Genomic DNA, 20,501 nt, shown 5'->3' with positions numbered 1-20,501 from the left:
TTAAAAAAATCATAAGAATAGATAGCCTCCTTTGAATTCATCCTAATTTTCTATATTTATACCACACAGATTTTATTGACATATAATCCACTTCTTCTGGTAATGCATCTTTTATTGGCTTTAGCTTGCTTCCACCAATTTTTTTAATTGCATCTAATATAATTTTTTCATAATCTTTTTTAATAAGATCATCTATATTAATATCCATGTCTTCATTTAAACATTTAAATAAATGTTCCTCTATAGTTGAAGTTTGTAAATTTCTCTCTTTTGAAATTTCTTTTATGTTTTTTCCTTCCTTATAGAGATTATAGGTTATTACGTGAGTTTTTTCCTTAGACTTTTTATTCATGTCATATTCTTCATTAGATTTAGCTGTTATATTTTTTTCTTTTGTATAATCACAAATTGCACTTATAAATTTTTCTCCATATACTTCAGCTTTTTTCTCTCCTACACCTTTTATTTTTAAGAAATTTTCCATATCCTTAGGCATATATTCACTAAGTTCTTTTAAAGTGATGTCATGGAAAATCATAAATGGAGGTATTCCAGCCTCTTGTGATATTTCTTTTCTTATGTCTTTTAAAATTTCCAACAACTCATTGTCAGGCTTTGATATCTTTTTAGTCTTTGTTATTTTAATGTAAACAGGTTCTTTATTTTTTAAAACATTATTAGCCCTGGCTTGTAGCTTTACCACTGGAAATTTATCATCTGTTGTTACTAGATAACCATCTGCTATAAGTTTATTTATTAATGATGATATTTGTTTTTGGGTGAATTCGCTCATTATTCCATAAGTAGACAGTCTATTAAGTCCTGCATTTAATACCTTTTTATTTCGTGAACCTTTTAGTGTATCTGCTATCATATTTACTCCAAAGGATTCCTTCATTCTATAAACACATGAAAATATTTTCTGTGCTTCTATAGTTATATCCTTTTCTTCTCTATCATCATTGCAGGTACTGCAATTTCCGCAATTTTCAAGGTTAGTTTCTTCATCAAAATATTCTAATATATAAGCTCTTAAACACTTTGAAGTGTAGCAATAATCCACCATTGCCCTTAATTTATTGTATTCATTATTCTTTCTTACAGGTGGTAAAAATCCCTGATCTATAAAGTATTTTTGAATTTGTATATCTCTAGGAGAAAAAAGTAATATACACTCACTTTTCTCTCCATCTCTACCTGCACGACCTGCTTCTTGATAATAAGCTTCCATGTTTTTAGGCATGTTATAATGTATAACATATCGAACATTAGATTTGTCTATTCCCATACCAAAAGCATTAGTTGCAACTATTATATTTATATTATCAAAGGAAAAATCCTCTTGAATTTTTTTTCTTTGTTCGTCACCTAATCCTGCATGATACACCCCAACTTTATGTCCTTTATTTTCTAATTTACTATATAAGCTTTCTGCATCTTTTCTAGTGGATGTATATATTATGCCTATTTTGCCTTTATTATTATTTAAATAATTATATATAAATTCATCCTTATTCTCTCCTCGTATAACAGCAAAATTTAGATTCTCCCTATCAACTCCTGTTACAAAAACCTCTGGTTCTTTTAAATATAATAACTTTAATATATCTTCTTTAACGGTTTGGGTGGCTGTTGCTGTAAATGCTGTTACTATTGGTCTTTTTTCTAATCCTTCAATGAATCTGCTAATCCTTGTATAACTTGGTCTAAAATCATGCCCCCATTGAGATACACAGTGTGCCTCATCTACAGCTATTAATGAAATATCTAAATTATTTAAACTATTACAAAAACCTTCTGATTCTAATCTTTCTGGTGCTAAATAAATAAGATCATAAATTCCCATATTTGCATTAAATATTCTCTCTTGTATTTCTAAGTTATTTAATGAACTATTTATAAAAGTAGCCTTTATACCCATTGCCTTTAATGAATCCACTTGATCCTTCATTAAAGAAATCAAAGGAGATATTACTATAGTTATACCTTCTGTAAGTAGGGCAGGTATTTGATAACAAATAGATTTCCCTGCTCCCGTTGGCATAATAGCTACAGTATCCTTTTTATTTAAAATACTTTCTATTACTTTTTCTTGAGCACCTCTAAATTCATCATAACCAAAATATTTACTTAAAGCCTCTTTGGCCTTTTGTAACATTTTCTCACATCCCTTTTATTTACTTATTAGATGATAACATTTTAGCACAAAGAATAATAGAATCAATCCTTTTATTAATTAGTCCAATGTTGACAAATGAAAATATTTAAAATATAATTTATTTGTCATCTTAATATATATTAATGGTTAACAATTAAATTATGGAGGTTTTATTATGAAAAATAAATTTTCAGTAAGAGATTTAAGTATAGTAGCTACTTTTACTGCTCTAACAGCAGTTATGTCTCAAATTTCTATTCCCATTCCCTTTAGTCCTGTACCTATAACTCTTCAAATTTTTGCTATATATTTAGCCGCAATTATTTTAGGAAGTAGACTTGCCACATTATCACAAATTATTTATCTATTGCTTGGAGCAATAGGTGCTCCTGTATTTTCTCATTTCTCTGGTGGGCTTCAATCTTTAGTAGGCCCTACAGGTGGATTTTTAATAAGTTTTCCTATAGTTGCATTTATTGTTGGAAAAATTTCAGAAAAGGATAGAGGATTTTTTGCATTAACTTTTGGACTAATAATCTCATTAATACTTTGTTACAGCATGGGAACATTACAATTATCCTTTGTTGCAAAAATTTCTATAAATAAAGCTATAATGGTGGGCGCTGTTCCCTTCATTCCTTTAGATTTAGCAAAAATATTTACAGCTTACTTAATAGGTACAAAAGTTAAAAGTTCCCTTATTAAATCCAATCTTTTAAATACAAAATAAAAAAGCTGCAACAAGCAGCTTTTTATTGATGTATAATGAACAACCAACAATGAATTATTATGGATATTTTTCTCCATTATCATTACGAAAAAATTTTAATTTTATAAAATCCTATGTTCAGCAAAGCTGAACGAGCTACTCATAGAATAACTATTTGCCTAAGCCAATAAAATTAAAGAGTTTCTGATGATAGGAAGAAAATCCACCTAAATTATTCATTATTAATTCTTAATTACTCTTAAAACTCCTTTAGCTATAGCCTGTGCCATTTTTTCTTGGAAGGCATTATCCTTTAAAAGTTTTTCTTCCGTAGGATTACTTATAAATCCTGTTTCTACAAGTGCTGCTGAAGCATTAGTATTTCTTAATACATAAAAATTTGCTGTTTTTATACCTCTATTATATAAGTTTGTAGCCTTTACAACTTCATCTTGTATAGCTTTTGCTAATTTTTCTCCATTTGCACTACCTGGTGAATAATACACTTCTGTTCCTTTAGCATTTGAAACACTTGCACTATTAGCATGTATAGATACAAAATATTGTACATTAGCATTATTTGCTATATCACAACGTTTTTGAAGATCTTTAGTTTCATTTGAAGGCCATGATACACTATCGCTAGTTCTTGTATATACAACATCTATACCATTTTGTTTAAGTATTCTCCCAACCTTTAGTGTTATTGCAAGGGTTACGTCTTTTTCACGAACTCCTGTAGGGCCAATGGCACCTGGGTCATATCCTCCATGTCCTGCATCTATGCAAACTTTTATGCTTGTTCCCTCTTTTTGTATAAGTTTATTAACTAATGTATCTGATATTACACCAGTACCACCTAATACACTTATGGTAGTTATACTATTCAATTTTGATTTTATTATGGAATTTGTGGTATTTGAACTATTTACTAATACTATTGGAGAAGAAAGTTTTCCTGCCACTGCAGATCCTGACAGTGCATCTGCATAACCTTGTCCACTTGCTAAATAGGTATTACTAAAGTTTATATTGTTTACAAATTCATTTATAACTGCGGAGTTTGTTTCATATCTGTTTTGTCCACTTAATCTTTTGTATTTAATAATACCATCTACAGCTGTTGAATTAACTGAAGCATTTCCTCCAACCACATAATATGTACTATCTTTATTCTCCCTTACATAATTTCTAACTACATCAGGTAGCTTTTTAGATGATGTAAGAATAATCGGCATTTGTCTAGAAGCTGCTATAGGTGCTGCTGATACAGCATCAGCAAATCCTGCTCCTGATGCAATAAATATTCCATTACTATTACCAATGGTTTTGGCTACTTTTGCACTAGTTTCATATCTATCCTTACCATATATACGGGTGCAATTTACTCTCATATTTTTTAATACATTTACTGTTCCTTCCGATACCACAGTAGGTCCCCCTAATATAATTGCATTCTTAGCATTTAATCTTTTTATTTCTCCTAAAGTTATACTATTTATATTCCCACTTTGTGTTAATAAAATAGGTGCATTATATTTTTTCGATAGAGGTGATGCAGTTAATGCATCTGGATAATCCTCTCCTGATACCAATATAACATAATTAGATGCATTCCAATTATTTTGGCAAATTTTCACTGATGTTTCATATCTATTGCTTCCACCGAATCTCTTAATACTTTGAGCTGCTGATACTTTAGCTGTAAAAACTAAAAATACTGATAAAAATATTACTAGAAATTTCAGCGAACTTCTTTTTCTTCCCATTTTAAATTCCTCCTTTTAATGATATATTTTACTATTTTAACATAGATTCTACGGTCTTTACCTTGGTAATTTTTTCAGTACATAGTACATGTTTTTCTCCAAATAAAAAATTAAGGTCAGATGAATATAAACCCATCTGACCTTAATTTTAAAATAAACCATCTCTTACTACACCAGTACCACCAAATATTATGCAACTCTTATATTTTTTTGAATGTATATATTTATTTTGTTCTGATAAATTCATATTATTATTTACAAGTAGTATTGGAGCATTTTTTGATGAAGCATACACGCTTCCAACTAAAGAATCTGGAAAAGTTGTTCCTGACGCTATAGCTAAAGTATCCCCTCCTATATCAAAGTATTTTAATACACTTATATTAGTATTATATCTATCTGAACCTTGAAGTCTTACTATATTATTATTACTTAAACTTGTTAATTCCATAAGGCTATTTTTAACCTCTTTACTTACTACACCTTCTCCACCTACAATATGAATTTTAGATGGTTCTATTTTCTTTATATATTCCTTTGCATCCTTGGATAAGTTATTTTTGCTGGTTAATATTATTGGATAATTTTTCACTTGAGCAATACTTGCTATACTTAAAGCATCTGCAAAGCCCTCACCACTAGCTATAATTATTGGACTTCCTTTTTCAATAGTTAATTTGTTATTGGTTTTAATATTAGTTTCATATCTATCTTTTCCATCCATTCTATCTATGTTTCTAATACCCAATACTTTTAATTTATCTACAAATTTTTCTCCTACTGCACCAGTTCCTCCTACAATAAAAACTTTTCCATCTTTATTCATATACTGTTTTATGTAATCTAAAGCTATTTTATCTTGTTCATTGCTATTTCCTACCAAAAGCACAGGGGCTTTTAAATTATTCCCCAAAATACTTGCAGATATTTCATCTGTATAATTATATCCATTAGTTATAATTACATTTTCACATCCATCTTTATACATAGTTTTAGCTATAGAAACAGCTGTTTCAAATCTATTTACACCTGCTATTCTAGTCTTATTTTCTATATTCCATTTATTATTTTCTTCAGGTTTTATAATTTCAACCCAAGTTCTTCCTATAATTTCATCATTGTAGCTAGTTTGCACTTGAACTTGTCCAACTTTTCCATTAGATAGAAAAACTCCATTACTATCAATAGTTCCATAAGAATTATCTGAAAGACTCCAATCCACTGTTCCCTGAGGTATTGAAATTATTTTTCCTCCTTTATCTATACCTGTAGCTTTAAACTGAACCCTTGCACCTACTTGAAAAGTTTTATGAAATGGCTCTATATGAGCTAATGAGATAATCCCATCAGATTCTTCTTTATTAATTACCAACCATGAGTTTCCAACGTTTCTCATAATTCCACCAGAAGGCTTATTTTTTAATATTAAATCACTACTACCTAGTTTTCTTGAAACGAAAGTTGATGAGCCTCCTCCATCTAAGTTTAATGCTTCTACTGCTCCTAAATCTATCATTAACTGTGCTAAATCAGGCATAGAAATTCCCGCTGAATGCCCCTCTTGTCTTCCATCTACAGTTACAAAAAATATAGTACCATCTTTTTTAATTCCAACTGCTGTTCTTGGTTCTCTATATCCACCTATGGATGGAGTTTGATAAATTCTACCCTCTCTAACAAGTATTGCATTACCTCCTAGAGCTTCTTGTAAACTGTCTTTAACTTCATTGTATTTTTTACCATCTCCAATTATTGGGGTTCCATCTTCTAAAACGCCAAAAAAATTCCATTCTGCTGCATGATTTGCTTTTACTGCCTTTCCATTTTTGTACACTATTCCAATGGGTTCACCAGTTACCGTATAATAAAAATCTCCATTTACCCCACCAACAACGTTGTCTCCTGATGCAATAGAAGCCTTTGCCTGCATAATTACAGATTGCATTCCATAGCTATCCTTATTATTAGGTGTTCCAGCTTTAACTCCTACTCTAGAACTTGTCCATCTTATTTCCATTAAAGACACATATTGTTTTTTACCATCCTTATCTATAAATCTATATGCTTTTTCCGTCACTCCTGGAACTATTTCCAATGTTTTATTGTCTATTTCTTTAGCTATGAAAGAAGATTTAATATCAAACTTCCCCAAGGCTTGTACACTAATAGGTGTAAACATATTAAAAGCTAATGTCATTGAAATTACAGCACTAGCAATTTTTTTATTAAGTCTCATTTTATTCATAATTTCCCTCCTAAATTTCTCATATACCATTATTATACAATAAATTAGTATTATTGGAGGGAAATTTTTTAAATATTATTATGGTAATTTAACCCACAAATTTATTTATTACATTTAACAAGCTGATTTTTTCTCTTAATAGTTGCAAATATAAATATTATAAAAGGTAATACTATCTGAATTACAATTCCATAAGCTGGCCAAAGCTCTCTTACAATCTCGAAAGCCTCCATAGCACTTCCGAACATTACATAAGCAAAAGTTATCAATAAAATAATTACAGGTATTAAGACCCTTCTATATTCTTTTAAGTTAAAAACTTTTGTAATACCCTTTGATACTCCTAATATACAAAAATTTATTTCAAGAAATTGTATTATAGTGAAGGCTATAGAAACTATTATTTCTAACCTTTGAAACTCATTTCCTAAATTCAACCTTTTTATAGATTCGTAACCAGGGTAATAGAAAAATGAATATAATTCTCCCCCTAATAGCATTAAGTTAATCATAGTATATAGAACAACCAACATCCCTCCTAAAATTAAGGGCTTAATAAATACATTCTTAGTTTTACTATTATAGTTAACATAATCAAAAAAATTCAAGAATATAATTACCTCACTAAAAGGAAAAGTAATTAGATGAAGAGCCTGTTTTAGTATATCTTTTAAATCTGCGTAGAAAACTGGTTGCAAATTTGAAATATGCATTTCTGGTATTAACATTATCCATATTAATATCATAGATATTAATATAATCCTTATTAAAAATTTAGCCCAAGCTGCTAAAACTTCGATGCCTTCTGTTAATATCCATATACTCAAAATTCCAATACATATCATAGGTACAATCATAGGTGTACTAAAAAGTGCAGTTACTTTAATAAAATCTGCAAAATCTCTTAGTATGTAAGCTCCTAAAAAAAATGCATGAAAAATAAATATTATATTAAGAACTTTTCCAACCATTCTTCCAAATACCTCTTCTAAAATATCAAAAAAGTTTTTGCCTGGATATAAATTCATAATTTTACCATACATTATTACAATAGGTATAGTAAATATTATAGCTAAAATAGAGGATATCCAAATATCTTGTTTTATTCCTGCTCCCATACTAAATAATAAGTACGCACCTATGCAATAACTAAATATAAGAAGCTGTATTTGTTTATTAGATATAACTTCTTTTTTCATAAATTCCTCCATATATAACTTTAGTTCTTTACTTCTATATTCTTCCTAGTTAATCCACTATATTTTATGTCTATATTTACAGATATATTAATATCTAAAGACTCAAATATTTCATCCCAATTATTAGAAACCTTTTTCCATTTCTGAGGCTTCTTTTTTTTAAGTTCCTTTCCAAAGCCTATGATATCGCTTTTATATTGTTTTTTAAGTTTTTCCACTAGTAAATTACAATCACTTTTTATTTGTTCTTCAGCCCTATTTTTTAATTTATTTCTTTCTTCCTCATTAATATAATTTATTCCTGAATCTGCTAGTTCAGATATAGCTGTATCAATATCTATATAGGTATTCATAACTATTTTATCTTCATTTAAATTTACCTTTATCTCTCTTTTAGATCCCAGTATTTCTAAACTTACAGTTCCATTACCATCTGAATCCACTGGAAATATGAATTCCAAGTCTTTTCCATTGAAAAATTGCAACATCATAGTTTCTCTTTCTGTTAATTCCCCTACTATTTTGTCTCCTTTAAATACAGCAGTTTCAGATACTTCAAAACCCATATTCCCATCCTTTTTAGCCAATTTAACCATAGGTAATATAGGTGAAACCCCTTCAGTTAATAAGGTATCTGTTAGTTTAAAGGTTTCTACTCCTATGTATTTTCCTACTTTGGCACTGTTCTTAATGGCAGCTTCTATATCATAAGATATTATCTCTTGTTCACTTTTAGATTTAGTAAGTATTTCTGATGCAAGGTCTTCTTTAGATACCGCAATCCACATATCGTTTCTCACTTCAACATCTCTATTAATCAAATCAATGGCTGAAACTATACCTTCTCTTGCAATATCTTTACTTACTATAAATACTCTTGCATGAGAGAGTTGAAGTCTATTTCCTATTTTTTTTATTGCATCTCTAAATGCTGCATGTATAATTTTATCTCTACTTTGTACTACATGAGATTTTAATTGCTTTGAACCTGGATATGTTTCTAATATTTCCACAGTAACTATGTATTCATTTTTATCTTTGTCTCTATCCACAGCTATACCTGCTACATGTTTAAAATCTTCCATTTCTGAATAGTCCCAACATCCATAAAAGGATATTGTAGAAAAAATTATAATTAAAATAACAATAATTTTATTTTTAATTATCTTCATTTTCTCTTCCTTCTCTTTATATAATCTTTAAGTCGTACTCTATCTTTAGAAATAAATTTAGTTCTGTACTTTAACAGCCACCAAGGAGCTCTTATAGTTGCATCCACTATATTATATTTATCTAAGTCTATAAGTTTTAACATATATGGAATTCCAAAGGTCTTTATAGACATTAATTGAATAACCAATGCCATGCCTGCAAAAATTACCCCATACAATCCTAAAATTGATGCTAGAATTAAAAATATAAATCTCCAAATAACTATGGCTGTTCTCAATTCGTATAATACTAATTCTGATATACCTGCAATAGCTGCTACAATTACTATAGGTGCACTTACAAATTTAGCATTAACAGCAGCATCACCTAGTACCAATGCTCCCACAATACTTACGGTGGATCCTATATGCTTAGGTAATCTTATTCCTGCTTCTCTTATTATTTCAAAAGTAATTACCATTAATATTGCTTCTATAGATGTAGGCAGTGGTACACCTTCCCTTGCTAGATATATACTAAAAGCTAATTTAATCGGAATCATTTCTTTATGAAATGTGGTAAAGGCAACATAAATTGCTGGAATAGTTATAGTTAATATAAAAGCTATTATCCTTAGAATTCTGTTTACAGAAGCATATATAAAGTTGTCATAATAATCTTCATTTACTTGAAATTGCTCTATAAATAGGTATGGCAAAGTTAACACCGTAGGAGACCCCTCACACAATATAGCAATTCTTCCTTGTAAAAGTTTAGATGCAACTACATCAGGCCTTTCTGTATTTCCTATAGTATTAAAAGGCGACATAGGATTATCTCTTATAAGCTCTTGCATTGTACCTGTAGAAAAAACACCTTCTATATCAATTTTATTTAATCTATTTTCCAATTCTTTTAGTATTTTAGGATTTACTATATCATCCATATATGCAATACAAATTGTTGTCTTAGTTCTAACTCCTATTTCTTTAAATTGAAGTTTTAATTCTTGAGATTTAATTCTTCTTCTTATTAAAGATATGTTAGTAATTAAAGATTCGTTAAATCCTTCCCTTGGACCTTTAACTACTGATTCCCCTTGGGGTTCTTCTATGGATCTTTTTTCCCATTGTATAGTATTGAGTATTAATACCTTTTCAAATCCATCTATAAATAATATAGATTTCCCCATTAGAAGTGAACTTAATATATCTTCTAATCTATTACTTTCTTTTACTTCATTTACTATTAAAACTTCTTCCTTTATGCAATTTATTAAATTCTTCGATTTTGAGTTGACGGTAGTATTCATCAATTGAGGTAATATATTCTCGTTTATAATTTCTGTATTTACCATACCATCTATAAATATTACACAAAATTTTAGTTGGGAATTTTTATTTTTAAATTGTCTATATATTATAGTATTATCCCCAGGAAATATATTATTTTTAAATAGTTCTATATTTTCTTTAAGTGATTTTTTTATGACATATTCTTTAGTATTATCTTCACTTATATTGTTACTTTTATTCTTTTTAGAACTTAAAAGTTTTTTAAGATAATTTGCCATAAAATCACTCCTTATAATATAATTTTCTACTTAATATATTGTTTACTAAAATGTATTAGATATTCATATATATAACAAAAAGATATCAAGAATAACTTTTGATATCTTTTTTTATTACCAGAAATATTTTTAATATAAAGTTTTATAAATTAATTTATTAATATTATAGAATGTTTATTTGAATTGTATAATACCAACTCTTTATTTTTATAGTATATAATTTTTTCTAAGAATCCCCCTTCATAACTTCTGTAAATTTATTTTTACTTATTAAGTTTAAAAATATTATAGATAATAAACATTCAAATATTAATCCAGCTAAGGCTACAGATAATATAATATTTAAACTTGCCTTATTTAAAATGATAGATGTAATAACTATTGCAACCCAACTGATTATTATTATCCATAAATATTCTTTATATTTATCAAATGATTTATATCCATGAAAACTTCTTATAGAAATAATTTTTTTATATTGTTCAAAGAAACTTAGCACACTTTGAGTTACAATAATTACTAACATTATGGCAATAGAACTCATTCCCATTATTAAAACTTTAAGCATATTTTTATATTCATTACTAATTGACACAACCTCTTCATCTGCGAAATTAATTCTAAGACTTGATGTATCTATCCCAACTGAATTTATAATAGGTTTTATTTGATCATATGGTGAAATTTCTTTGTTGATTTTAACTTTAACAGGATCACCAACTGTATTAAATATGTAACTATTCCAATAAGGAAACAATCCTTCTTCAGTACCAACCAAAACAACTGGATCTTCCACATAGTTTCCCTCTTTAGGATTTACACTTACATCATAAGAAAAATACTTTTGATTAGATTTTATCCAAATTATATCTAATTTTGATCTGGCACATTCTAAATAAGATTTTTTTCTAGATTCGTAGTATTCTCTTATCTGTTCTTCATCATTTTTAAATTTATCTGGAATCAATATTACCCAGTTTTTATTTTTCTCAGATATATAGACTCTATCCCCTTTGTCATTATATATAGGATATTTTTTTAAATAATTAGGATTTATAGTTCCATTAAGCTTAAAATACTTAACATTAGAATTTAAATCTTTACCTAATGTTGTATGCATAGGAAATGTAACAAAAATTGCACCCTTAGAATTTAGATTATTATATAATTTTTGTTGCTTTTTTAAAAATTTTTCACCATGACTATAAAAATCTAAATTATCTAGATTCAAAGTTACATAATCACTAGCATCTTCCCATTGCTTATATGAACCATTATATAATTTCTTGAATTCATCAAAATTTGTGATTTGAATATTTAATAAAATAATAAATCCTATAACTAATCCAATTTTAATTAAAGTATTAAATATTAATATGTCTTTTGTGTGTCTTTTGTTTTTTATTATATAAGATATTTTTATAGTTTGTACATAAATATATGGTATTGATGCAACAATGGCAAGTATTATTGTAATCAATAAATAATTCAGTCCTAATTTCTTTAAAAATTTTAAATATGCCCCATTATACTTATTAATTAAAAATATGCTCATAAAAATTGTTGAAATGACTATAGAACCTATTTGAATAATTAATAATTTAGAAATGTCTTCTTTCCAAATATCTAAATTTGAATATCCTATCATCTTTTTAATTCCTATTTTTTTATAAGAATTTAATATATCATACAATATTAATAAAACTAATATAAAAAATAAAACTAAAATATAGAATGAATTTTTATTATCTATCCAGCCAACAATTTGTACTTTATTATGTTCTATAGTACTAACATCATAAATTTCACATAATGTACTCATATGTTGTTCTATAGTCTTATCTTTAGGTAAATCCATTGTACAAAAACCTTTAAATTTTAGCCCATCATCTAACATATTATTTAGTGTACGTACTTCAAATATAAAATCATCACTGATACTTTCAATAACCCCTACTTGGTTTTTATCTCCAGTATTCTCTGTTGATAAAAAGTAATTTGAAGTCATCATAGTTTTATCAAGTTTTTTACCTCTAGAAAGATTAATTTTATCCATATAATCATCTTTCATAGTATATATATATTTTATTATCTTTTCTTTTTCACCAGATCTATCAGTTCTTGTAAAAAATATGGATGACATGGTACTTTGGGTAGCATTAGCTAAAGTTTCATACTGATCTTTTCTTGGTAAACTATCCATAGTTGATGGTAATAAAATATCATAACTATTTTCTAAGTTGTTCTCTATATTCTTCATACTAAAAACTTCAGTTTTTTTAAATTCGTCATATAATATAAAGAATGAGAACATTGAAATAACTAAAATTAAAATTGAAATTAATTTTTTCAAATGTTCTCCCCCTATTCAACAATTATTTTTACAATAACACTTATATATCATCATAGAACATTAATTTAAAGATATAGTTCTATGACACTTTTTAGCAACTTCCATATCATGAGTTACTACTATTACTGTTTTTCCTTCTTTGTTGAGTTTATTTAAATAGTATAATACTAAGTCTCTATTTTTAGCATCTAATGATCCCGTTGGTTCATCAGCTAAAATTATCTTGCTTGGTTTTAATAATAATCTTGCTATTGAAACTCTTTGTTGCTCTCCGCCACTTAACTCAAAGATTTTTCTCTTTTCATATCCTTCTAAATTCATTTGCTTTAATACATTTTTTATCAATTCATCTTTTTCTTTTTTATTTTTCTTAACATATTTAAGTGCTAAATGTAGATTATAATATACTGTTTCTTCATCTACTAATGCAAAGTTTTGAAATAAATATCCTATTTTTTCTCTTAATATCTTATTTGATTTCGATGAATTTATTTTTATATTTTCATCACCATCTAAAATAAGCTTTCCAGAATCAAAACCCTCTAAAAGCCCTATTATATTTAATATAGTAGATTTTCCACTTCCACTTGCTCCAGTTACAGCTAGGAGTTCTCCATCTTGTATATCTAGTGAAAAATTATTTAGTATAATTTTATCTCCAAATTTTTTAGTTATATTCTCCATCTTTACAATTGACATATTAAGAATCTCCCTTCATAACTTCTGTAAATCTCTTTTTATTTATTAAGTTTAAAGATATTATAGATAACACACATTCAAATATTAATCCAACCAAAGCTACAGATAATATAATATTTAAACTTGCCTTATTTAAAATAATAGATGTAATAACTATTGCAACCCAACTCCCTATTATTATCCATAAATATTCTTTATATTTATCAAAGGATTTATATCCGTGAAAACCTCTTATAGAAATAATTTTTTTATATTCTTCAAAGAAGTTTAATACACTTTGAGTTACAATAATTACTAACATTATGGCAATAGAACTCATTCCCATTATTAAAACTTTAAGCATATTTTTATATTCATTACTAATTGACACAACCTCTTCATCTGCGAAATTAATTCTAAGACTTGATGTATCTATCCCAACTGAATTTATAATAGGTTTTATTTGATCATATAGTGAAATTTCTTTGTTAATTTTAACTTTAACAGGGTCTCCATCTGTATTAAATATAACACTATTCCAGTAAGGAAATAATCCTTCTTCAGTACCAACTAAAATAATCGGATCTTCTACATAATTTCCCTCTTTAGGATTTACATTTACATTATAAGAAAAATATTTTTGATTAGGTCTTGTCCAGATTATCTCTACTTCTCTATATGTATTATCTTGCAAACGTTCCTTAAAAGATTGGTAATTTTCTCTTATTTGTTTTTCGTCATTTTTAAATTTATCAGAAACTAAAATCACCCAATTTTTATTTCTTTCTGAGATAAAGATCCTATTTCCTTTATTATCATGAACAGGATATTTCCTCAAATAATTTGGGTTCACTATTCCGTTAAATTTAAAATATTTAATCTTAGAATTTGCATCCTTACTTAATTTTGTATATTTAGAAAACTCAGCAACAATGGCACCATCCGCATTGAATTTTTTATATAAATTTTGTTGTTTTTTTAAAAATTCTTCAGAATATATAACATTAGAATCTAACGTGTCCAAATTTAAAGTTACATAATCACTAGCATCTTCCCATTGCTTATATGAACCATTATATAATTTCTTGAATTCATCAAAATTTGTGATTTGAATATTTAATAAAATAATAAATCCCACAACTAATCCAATTTTAATTAACGTATTAAATATTAATATTTCATTAGTTTGTCTTTTATTTTTTAATATAGAAGATATTTTTATAGTTTGTACATAAATGTAGGGTATTGATGCAACAATCAAAAGTATTATTGTAATTAATAAATAATTCAATCCTAATTTCTTTAAAAATTTTAAATATACTCCATTATACTTATTAATTAAAAATATGCTCATAAAAATTGTTGAAATAATTATAGAACCTATTTGAATAATTAATAATTTAGAAATATCTTCTTTCCAAATATCTAAATTTGAATATCCTAGCATCTTTTTAATTCCTATTTTTTTATAAGAATTTAATATATCATATAATATTAATAAGACTAATATAGAAAATAAAACTAAAATATAAGATGAGTTTTTATTATCTACCCAGCCAACAATTGCTGCTTTATTATGTTCTATAGTATTAACATCATAAATTTCACATAATGTATTTATATTTTCTTCTATAGTTTTATCTTTTGGAAAATCAAGCACACAATATCCTCTAATCTTCAATCCATCATCTAACATATTATTTAGTGTACGTACTTCAAATATAAAATCATCACTAATACTTTCAATAACCCCTACTTGATTTTTATCTCCAGTATTCTCTGTTGATAAAAAATAATTTGAATTCATCATGGTTTTATCAAGTTTTTTACCACTAGAAAGATTAATTTTATCCATATAATCATCTTTCATAGTATATATATATTTTGTTATCTTTTCTTTTTTACCTGTTCTATCAGTTCTTGTAAAAAATATAGATGACATAGTACATTTAGTGCTATTAGTTACAATTTCATACTGATCTCTTCTTGGTAGACTATTTATATTTGATGGTAATAAAACATCATAACCATTTTCTAAGTTGTTCTCTATATTCTTCATATTAAAAGCTTCAGTTTTTTTAAATTCATCATATAATATAAAGAATGAGAACATTGAAATAACTAAAATTAAAATTGAAATTAATTTTTTCAAACAGTCCCTCCTAATAAATTATGTGCATGTGGTAAAAATAGTAAATTGTGATTTTAGGTGTTTTTAAAATATTTAAATCATTGGGAATTTTTCACTTCATTTACCTTATGGTACAATTTTTAATAAAATTTGTCAATGAAATCAATTTAATCTGTATACAAAATATTCAAACTGATATTTTCATTTAAAAATCAAAAAATAATAAAAAGAGAGACGAATTGTCTCTCTTAATTTTCTACTGAAATCCAAAATACCGTTTGCTCCAATTTTGACACCCTATCTTCTGATAGGTGGGTGTTCTCACAGATACTGCATTGTCCTTGCCTTAAACTGGTCTTATAGGTCATTTCATATCTAAATTTTGAACTCCCGTTTATGATCTGTAGGTTCAAAATATGGAACCCTCAAATATTTCAGAAATTATTCTTTTGTTCTTTATTTGTATTATATCAAATATAATTTATATTTTCAAGTGTATTTTTTTGGTGCAGGTGAAGGGACTTGAACCCATACGTTCGTTGAACACACGCACCTCAAGCGTGCCTGTCTGCCAATTCCAGCACACCTGCATTACAAATATGATTATACTATTCTTATTGCATTTGTCAACACCATAATTAATGAATAACGAACTGCCTATAAATTAACTATCTATCATATAAAAACTTATATATCTTATAATTAACCCTTACTTTTTTTACATATTTATCCGTCTCTTTAAATGGTATATTGTGTAGATTTTGTCCATCTTTAGAGTGATCAGCGTTATTTAACCACTTTTGAACATTTCCTCTACCTGCATTGTAAGCTGCTATAACTAAATCCATATCTTTAAATTCAGATCTTAAATTATTTAAATACCAACATCCCATGGATATATTTAATTCGGGTTCATGTAATCTTTTTATATCAAAATCTTCTACTTTCATCTGCTCTGCTATCCACTTACCTGTTTCTGGTGTTATCTGCATAAGACCAGAAGCATTTTTGCAGGAAACTGCATTTTTATTATAATTACTTTCCGCTTTTATTATAGCCGCTACTAAATAAGGATCTAAATTATTTTTATTTGAATAATAAAATATGTTCTCTGAATAATTTAAAGGATACATCTTTTTTCCTAAAAGCATTGATAAATTTACTAATATCACTACTGCAATAATTATACAAACTAATTTAAATAACCTTTTCAATTTAACCTCCCACTTCCTATAAACAATTGATAAATTGAAATAATTTTTCCACTTGTACTCTAGTTTCTTCAATGGTATTACTATTATCTATTATAAAATCCACTAACTCTCTTTTTTTATCTAATGAAATTTGTGCCTCTATTCTATTTAATATTTCATCTTCACTTAAATTATCCCTAATTCCAACCCTTTTTATTTGTGTTTCCTTATTCACCCATGAAAGTACTGTAAAATCCAAATCTTTTTGCATATCCTGTTCTATTAAAAGTGGTGCATCCAATAGGCAAACCTTTTTTCCAATTTTCTCATACAGCTTAAATTGATTTTCTATTTCTAACTTTATATAAGGTATTATTATATTTTCATACTTTTCTCTTTCTTTCTTTGAAATAGAGAATATATGGTTTCCAAATTCTCTTCTATTTAAATTACCAAACTCATCTATATATTGTTCTCCAAAATTTTCTTCTATATATTCTAGTATTGGAGGGTACTTTTCTAAAACTTCTCTTGCTATTTTATCTGCATCTATTACATCTATTCCCATATTTTTAAACATTTTAGAAATAGTACTTTTACCACTACCAATGCCACCAGTTAAACCTATTTTTAGAAACTTGCCTTTGTTTTTTATACAATACTTTTTTTTAAGCCATTCTAAATCTACATCACTTAGCATCATACCAATTTTCTCCTTCATTTATATCAACTTCAAGTGGTACACTAAGTGGTAATACATTTTCCATAGAGTCTTTGACTATACTTTTAATTTCTTCTAATTCATCTTTATAAACATTTAATATAAGCTCATCGTGAACTTGTAATATTATTTTACTTTTTAAATCTCTTTCTTTAAGTACATTAAAGACTTTTACCATAGCCATTTTTATTATATCAGCGGCACTTCCTTGAATAGGTGTATTCATGGCTAATCTTTCCCCTAAAGCCTTTACTATTTTGTTTTTATTCCCTATTTCAGGTATGAATCTTCTTCTGTTTAAAATTGTTGTAACATACATATCTCTTTTAGCTTTATCTATAGTTTCATCCATATATTTTTTAACATTAGGATATCTTTCAAAATAAGTATCTATATACCCCTTTGCTTCTTTTCTAGATATTTTTAAGTCTTTAGCTAAACTAAAATCTCCTATTCCATAAACTATTCCAAAGTTTACTGCCTTAGCATTTCCTCTCATGTTAACTGTTACTTCATCTATTGGTACTTTAAAAACTTCTGATGCAGTTTTTGTATGTATATCTGCATGATGCTTAAATGCATTTATTAAGTTTTCATCATCTGCTATGTGTGCAAGAACTCTTAATTCTATTTGAGAATAATCCGCTGATAGTATAATACTATTTTCATAATTTGGTACAAATACCTTTCTTACTTCTCTTCCCATTTCATATTTTATAGGTATATTTTGAAGATTAGGCTCTGTGCTTGAAAGTCTCCCTGTAGTTGTTACAGTTTGATTAAAGCTTGAATGTATTCTTCCATCTTCATCTATAACATTTTTTAATCCTTCTACATAAGTTGAATATAGTTTTGTAAGTTGTCTATAGTAACCTATTTTACTTATAATAGGATGTTTATCCTCTAAGACTTCTAAGACTTGTGCATTAGTGGAATATCCTGTTTTTGTCTTCTTTATAACAGGTAAATCTAATTTTTCAAATAAAATTTTTCCTAATTGTTTTGGTGAATTTACATTAAATTCTTCATCAGCTAGTTCATATATTTCCTTTTGAACTTTTTCTATCTCCCTCTGAAGCTTTTTGCCTATATTTTCTAGCATTTCTCCATCTACTTTAAAACCTTCTAATTCCATATTGGCTAAAACAAAAGCTAGCGGTAGCTCTACTTCATAATAAAGTTTTTCCATTTCCAAATTAATAATTTGCTCTTTTAAGTTTGCACATAATTTTTCTAACAATGAAGTTTCTCTTATTTCTCTTTCTTCATCATCTTTTACTATTTTACTTAAACATTCTTGTATTAATGTGGACAAGTCATAATCTGACTTTGAAGAATCTATAAGATATGCTGCTATTTTCAAATCAAATAAAGCTTTAGTAAATTCAACATCTAATTTTTTAAGAGCCATAGACAGAACTTTTACATCATGACTTACTACTCTTACGGCTTCTTTTTCAAAAATAGTTTTTAATATTTCTATGGTTTTATCTTTATTTTCTTCAATTCTTTCTTCTATATTAACTACATAGCACTTATTTTTAAATAATATATATAGTTTTTCTAAAGATATTTTAGAATATAAACTTGTATCAGTGCTTTTAAAATTTACATATATTTTTTCATCTTTATTTCCTATTTCAGTACACAATTTAATTAAATCTTCTATAGTATGAATTTCTTCATATACTAGCTCTTCTTCCTCTTCTACTTCTTTATGATTTTCACCTTTAGGTATTTTATCTATTAAAGACTTAAATTGAAGTTTTATAAATATTTCTCTTACTGCTTCTATATCATATTCTTCTTTAGATTTAATTTTTTCCAAATCTATGTCTATTGGAACATTTCTCATAATAGTAGCTAGTTTTTTACTAAATATAGCCTGTTCACTATTTTCTATTAAATTTTCTTTTAATTTTTTACCACTTAAATTTTCTATATTATTTAATACATTTTCTACGCTACTATATTCTTTTATGAGCTTTAGTGCAGTTTTTTCTCCTATACCAGGAACTCCAGGTATATTATCAGATGGATCTCCCATAAGTCCTTTTACATCTATAAACTCAGTGGGAGTAACACCCATTTCATCTACTACCTTTTGTCTGTCATATATTTCTCTTTCAGTTATACCTCTCTTTGTAAATAATATTTTTGTAGTATCTGATGCCAATTGAAGAGCATCTTTATCTCCAGTTACTATGTAAACTTCTATATCTTTTTCTTCTGCAAATTTAGATAAAGTACCTATTAAATCATCAGCTTCAAAGCCTTCTATTTCAAAAATTTCTATTGCCAATTTAGAAAGCAAACCCTTTACTATAGGAAACTGCTCCCTTAGTTCCTCTGGCATTTTCTTTCTTCCTGCTTTATAGTCTTTATAAGCCTGATGTCTAAATGTAGGTGCACTTTTATCAAAGGTACACACTATATAATCTGGTTTTATATCATCTTTAATTTTTAAAAGCATGTTTGTAAATCCATATACTGCATTTGTATGAACTCCCTCATGGTTAGTTAATGGTGGTAAAGCATAAAAAGCTCTATTCATTAAACTATTACCATCTAATATTACTAATTTATCCCTTTTAGGCATTAATATCTCTCCTATCAAAAT

Annotated in this window: 13 protein-coding genes, 1 tRNA gene and 1 other RNA gene; 1 reads left to right on the top strand and 14 read right to left on the bottom strand. The window is 27.1% G+C overall.

Annotation, left to right across the window (positions count from 1 at the left end; genetic code table 11):
- Positions 1–37 precede the first annotated feature (37 nt).
- Positions 38–2,158: a DNA helicase RecQ gene (gene recQ / locus B5D21_RS05905; RefSeq protein WP_011100247.1), complete on the bottom strand. Its 2,121-nt coding sequence runs from the start codon at positions 2,156–2,158 to the stop codon at positions 38–40.
- 175 nt (positions 2,159–2,333) lie between these two features.
- Between recQ and B5D21_RS05900 the strand changes: the two genes are divergently transcribed.
- Positions 2,334–2,888, top strand: coding sequence for a biotin transporter BioY (locus B5D21_RS05900; RefSeq protein ID WP_011100248.1), 555 nt, complete (start codon positions 2,334–2,336; stop codon positions 2,886–2,888).
- Between the two features lie 221 nt (positions 2,889–3,109).
- Here the strand turns inward: B5D21_RS05900 and B5D21_RS05895 are convergent, their stop codons facing one another.
- From B5D21_RS05895 to polA, 13 genes are all read right to left on the bottom strand, one after another.
- The gene (locus B5D21_RS05895) at positions 3,110–4,636 is read right to left on the bottom strand and encodes an N-acetylmuramoyl-L-alanine amidase (RefSeq protein WP_011100249.1); all 1,527 of its coding nucleotides are present in this window, start codon (positions 4,634–4,636) and stop codon (positions 3,110–3,112) included.
- A gap of 148 nt (positions 4,637–4,784) precedes the next feature.
- The gene (locus B5D21_RS05890) at positions 4,785–6,881 is read right to left on the bottom strand and encodes a cell wall-binding repeat-containing protein (protein WP_052040318.1); all 2,097 of its coding nucleotides are present in this window, start codon (positions 6,879–6,881) and stop codon (positions 4,785–4,787) included.
- A gap of 101 nt (positions 6,882–6,982) precedes the next feature.
- Complete coding sequence (locus B5D21_RS05885) at positions 6,983–8,080, bottom strand: endospore germination permease (protein ID WP_035109089.1); 1,098 nt, start codon at positions 8,078–8,080, stop codon at positions 6,983–6,985.
- A 20-nt stretch (positions 8,081–8,100) separates the two neighbouring features.
- Entirely contained in the window at positions 8,101–9,252 is a 1,152-nt protein-coding gene (locus B5D21_RS05880; protein WP_011100252.1) for a Ger(x)C family spore germination protein, read from the bottom strand.
- Positions 9,249–10,805: a spore germination protein gene (locus B5D21_RS05875; protein ID WP_011100253.1), complete on the bottom strand. Its 1,557-nt coding sequence runs from the start codon at positions 10,803–10,805 to the stop codon at positions 9,249–9,251. The genes B5D21_RS05880 and B5D21_RS05875 overlap by 4 nt, the downstream gene beginning before the upstream one ends.
- 226 nt (positions 10,806–11,031) lie before the next feature.
- The gene (locus B5D21_RS05870) at positions 11,032–13,158 is read right to left on the bottom strand and encodes a bacteriocin-associated integral membrane family protein (protein ID WP_011100254.1); all 2,127 of its coding nucleotides are present in this window, start codon (positions 13,156–13,158) and stop codon (positions 11,032–11,034) included.
- Between the two features lie 60 nt (positions 13,159–13,218).
- Entirely contained in the window at positions 13,219–13,857 is a 639-nt protein-coding gene (locus B5D21_RS05865; protein WP_011100255.1) for an ABC transporter ATP-binding protein, read from the bottom strand.
- A gap of 1 nt (position 13,858) precedes the next feature.
- Complete coding sequence (locus tag B5D21_RS05860) at positions 13,859–15,988, bottom strand: bacteriocin-associated integral membrane family protein (protein WP_011100256.1); 2,130 nt, start codon at positions 15,986–15,988, stop codon at positions 13,859–13,861.
- A gap of 238 nt (positions 15,989–16,226) precedes the next feature.
- Positions 16,227–16,411, bottom strand: a non-coding RNA gene (ssrS, locus tag B5D21_RS05855) — 6S RNA.
- A 60-nt stretch (positions 16,412–16,471) separates the two neighbouring features.
- A tRNA-Leu gene (locus B5D21_RS05850) sits at positions 16,472–16,557 on the bottom strand.
- A gap of 78 nt (positions 16,558–16,635) precedes the next feature.
- Positions 16,636–17,181 carry a lytic transglycosylase domain-containing protein gene (locus B5D21_RS05845; protein ID WP_035109086.1) on the bottom strand — a complete coding sequence of 182 codons (546 nt, stop codon included), beginning with the start codon at positions 17,179–17,181 and terminating at the stop codon, positions 16,636–16,638.
- Between the two features lie 16 nt (positions 17,182–17,197).
- Positions 17,198–17,740 carry a dephospho-CoA kinase gene (gene coaE, locus B5D21_RS05840; RefSeq protein ID WP_046656111.1) on the bottom strand — a complete coding sequence of 181 codons (543 nt, stop codon included), beginning with the start codon at positions 17,738–17,740 and terminating at the stop codon, positions 17,198–17,200.
- A gap of 109 nt (positions 17,741–17,849) precedes the next feature.
- Positions 17,850–20,480 carry a DNA polymerase I gene (gene polA, locus B5D21_RS05835; RefSeq protein ID WP_035109085.1) on the bottom strand — a complete coding sequence of 877 codons (2,631 nt, stop codon included), beginning with the start codon at positions 20,478–20,480 and terminating at the stop codon, positions 17,850–17,852.
- Positions 20,481–20,501: the final 21 nt, after the last annotated feature.

The sequence above is a fragment of the Clostridium tetani genome (assembly GCF_900167265.1).
In the GTDB taxonomy this organism is placed as follows: Bacteria; Bacillota; Clostridia; order Clostridiales; family Clostridiaceae; genus Clostridium_G; species Clostridium_G tetani.
The sequence above is the reverse complement of the archived record's forward strand: the minus strand, read 5'-3'. Positions and strand labels throughout refer to the sequence as shown.

Coding starts and splice junctions, on each gene's coding strand:
- B5D21_RS05885 (WP_035109089.1), bottom strand. CDS start 8,080: ATGAAAAAAGAAGTTATATCTAATAAACAAATACAGCTTCTTATATTT.
- B5D21_RS05895 (WP_011100249.1), bottom strand. CDS start 4,636: ATGGGAAGAAAAAGAAGTTCGCTGAAATTTCTAGTAATATTTTTATCA.
- recQ (WP_011100247.1), bottom strand. CDS start 2,158: ATGTTACAAAAGGCCAAAGAGGCTTTAAGTAAATATTTTGGTTATGAT.
- polA (WP_035109085.1), bottom strand. CDS start 20,480: ATGCCTAAAAGGGATAAATTAGTAATATTAGATGGTAATAGTTTAATG.
- B5D21_RS05875 (WP_011100253.1), bottom strand. CDS start 10,805: ATGGCAAATTATCTTAAAAAACTTTTAAGTTCTAAAAAGAATAAAAGT.
- coaE (WP_046656111.1), bottom strand. CDS start 17,740: ATGTTTAAAAATATGGGAATAGATGTAATAGATGCAGATAAAATAGCA.
- B5D21_RS05900 (WP_011100248.1), top strand. CDS start 2,334: ATGAAAAATAAATTTTCAGTAAGAGATTTAAGTATAGTAGCTACTTTT.
- B5D21_RS05880 (WP_011100252.1), bottom strand. CDS start 9,252: ATGAAGATAATTAAAAATAAAATTATTGTTATTTTAATTATAATTTTT.
- B5D21_RS05865 (WP_011100255.1), bottom strand. CDS start 13,857: ATGTCAATTGTAAAGATGGAGAATATAACTAAAAAATTTGGAGATAAA.
- B5D21_RS05890 (WP_052040318.1), bottom strand. CDS start 6,881: ATGAATAAAATGAGACTTAATAAAAAAATTGCTAGTGCTGTAATTTCA.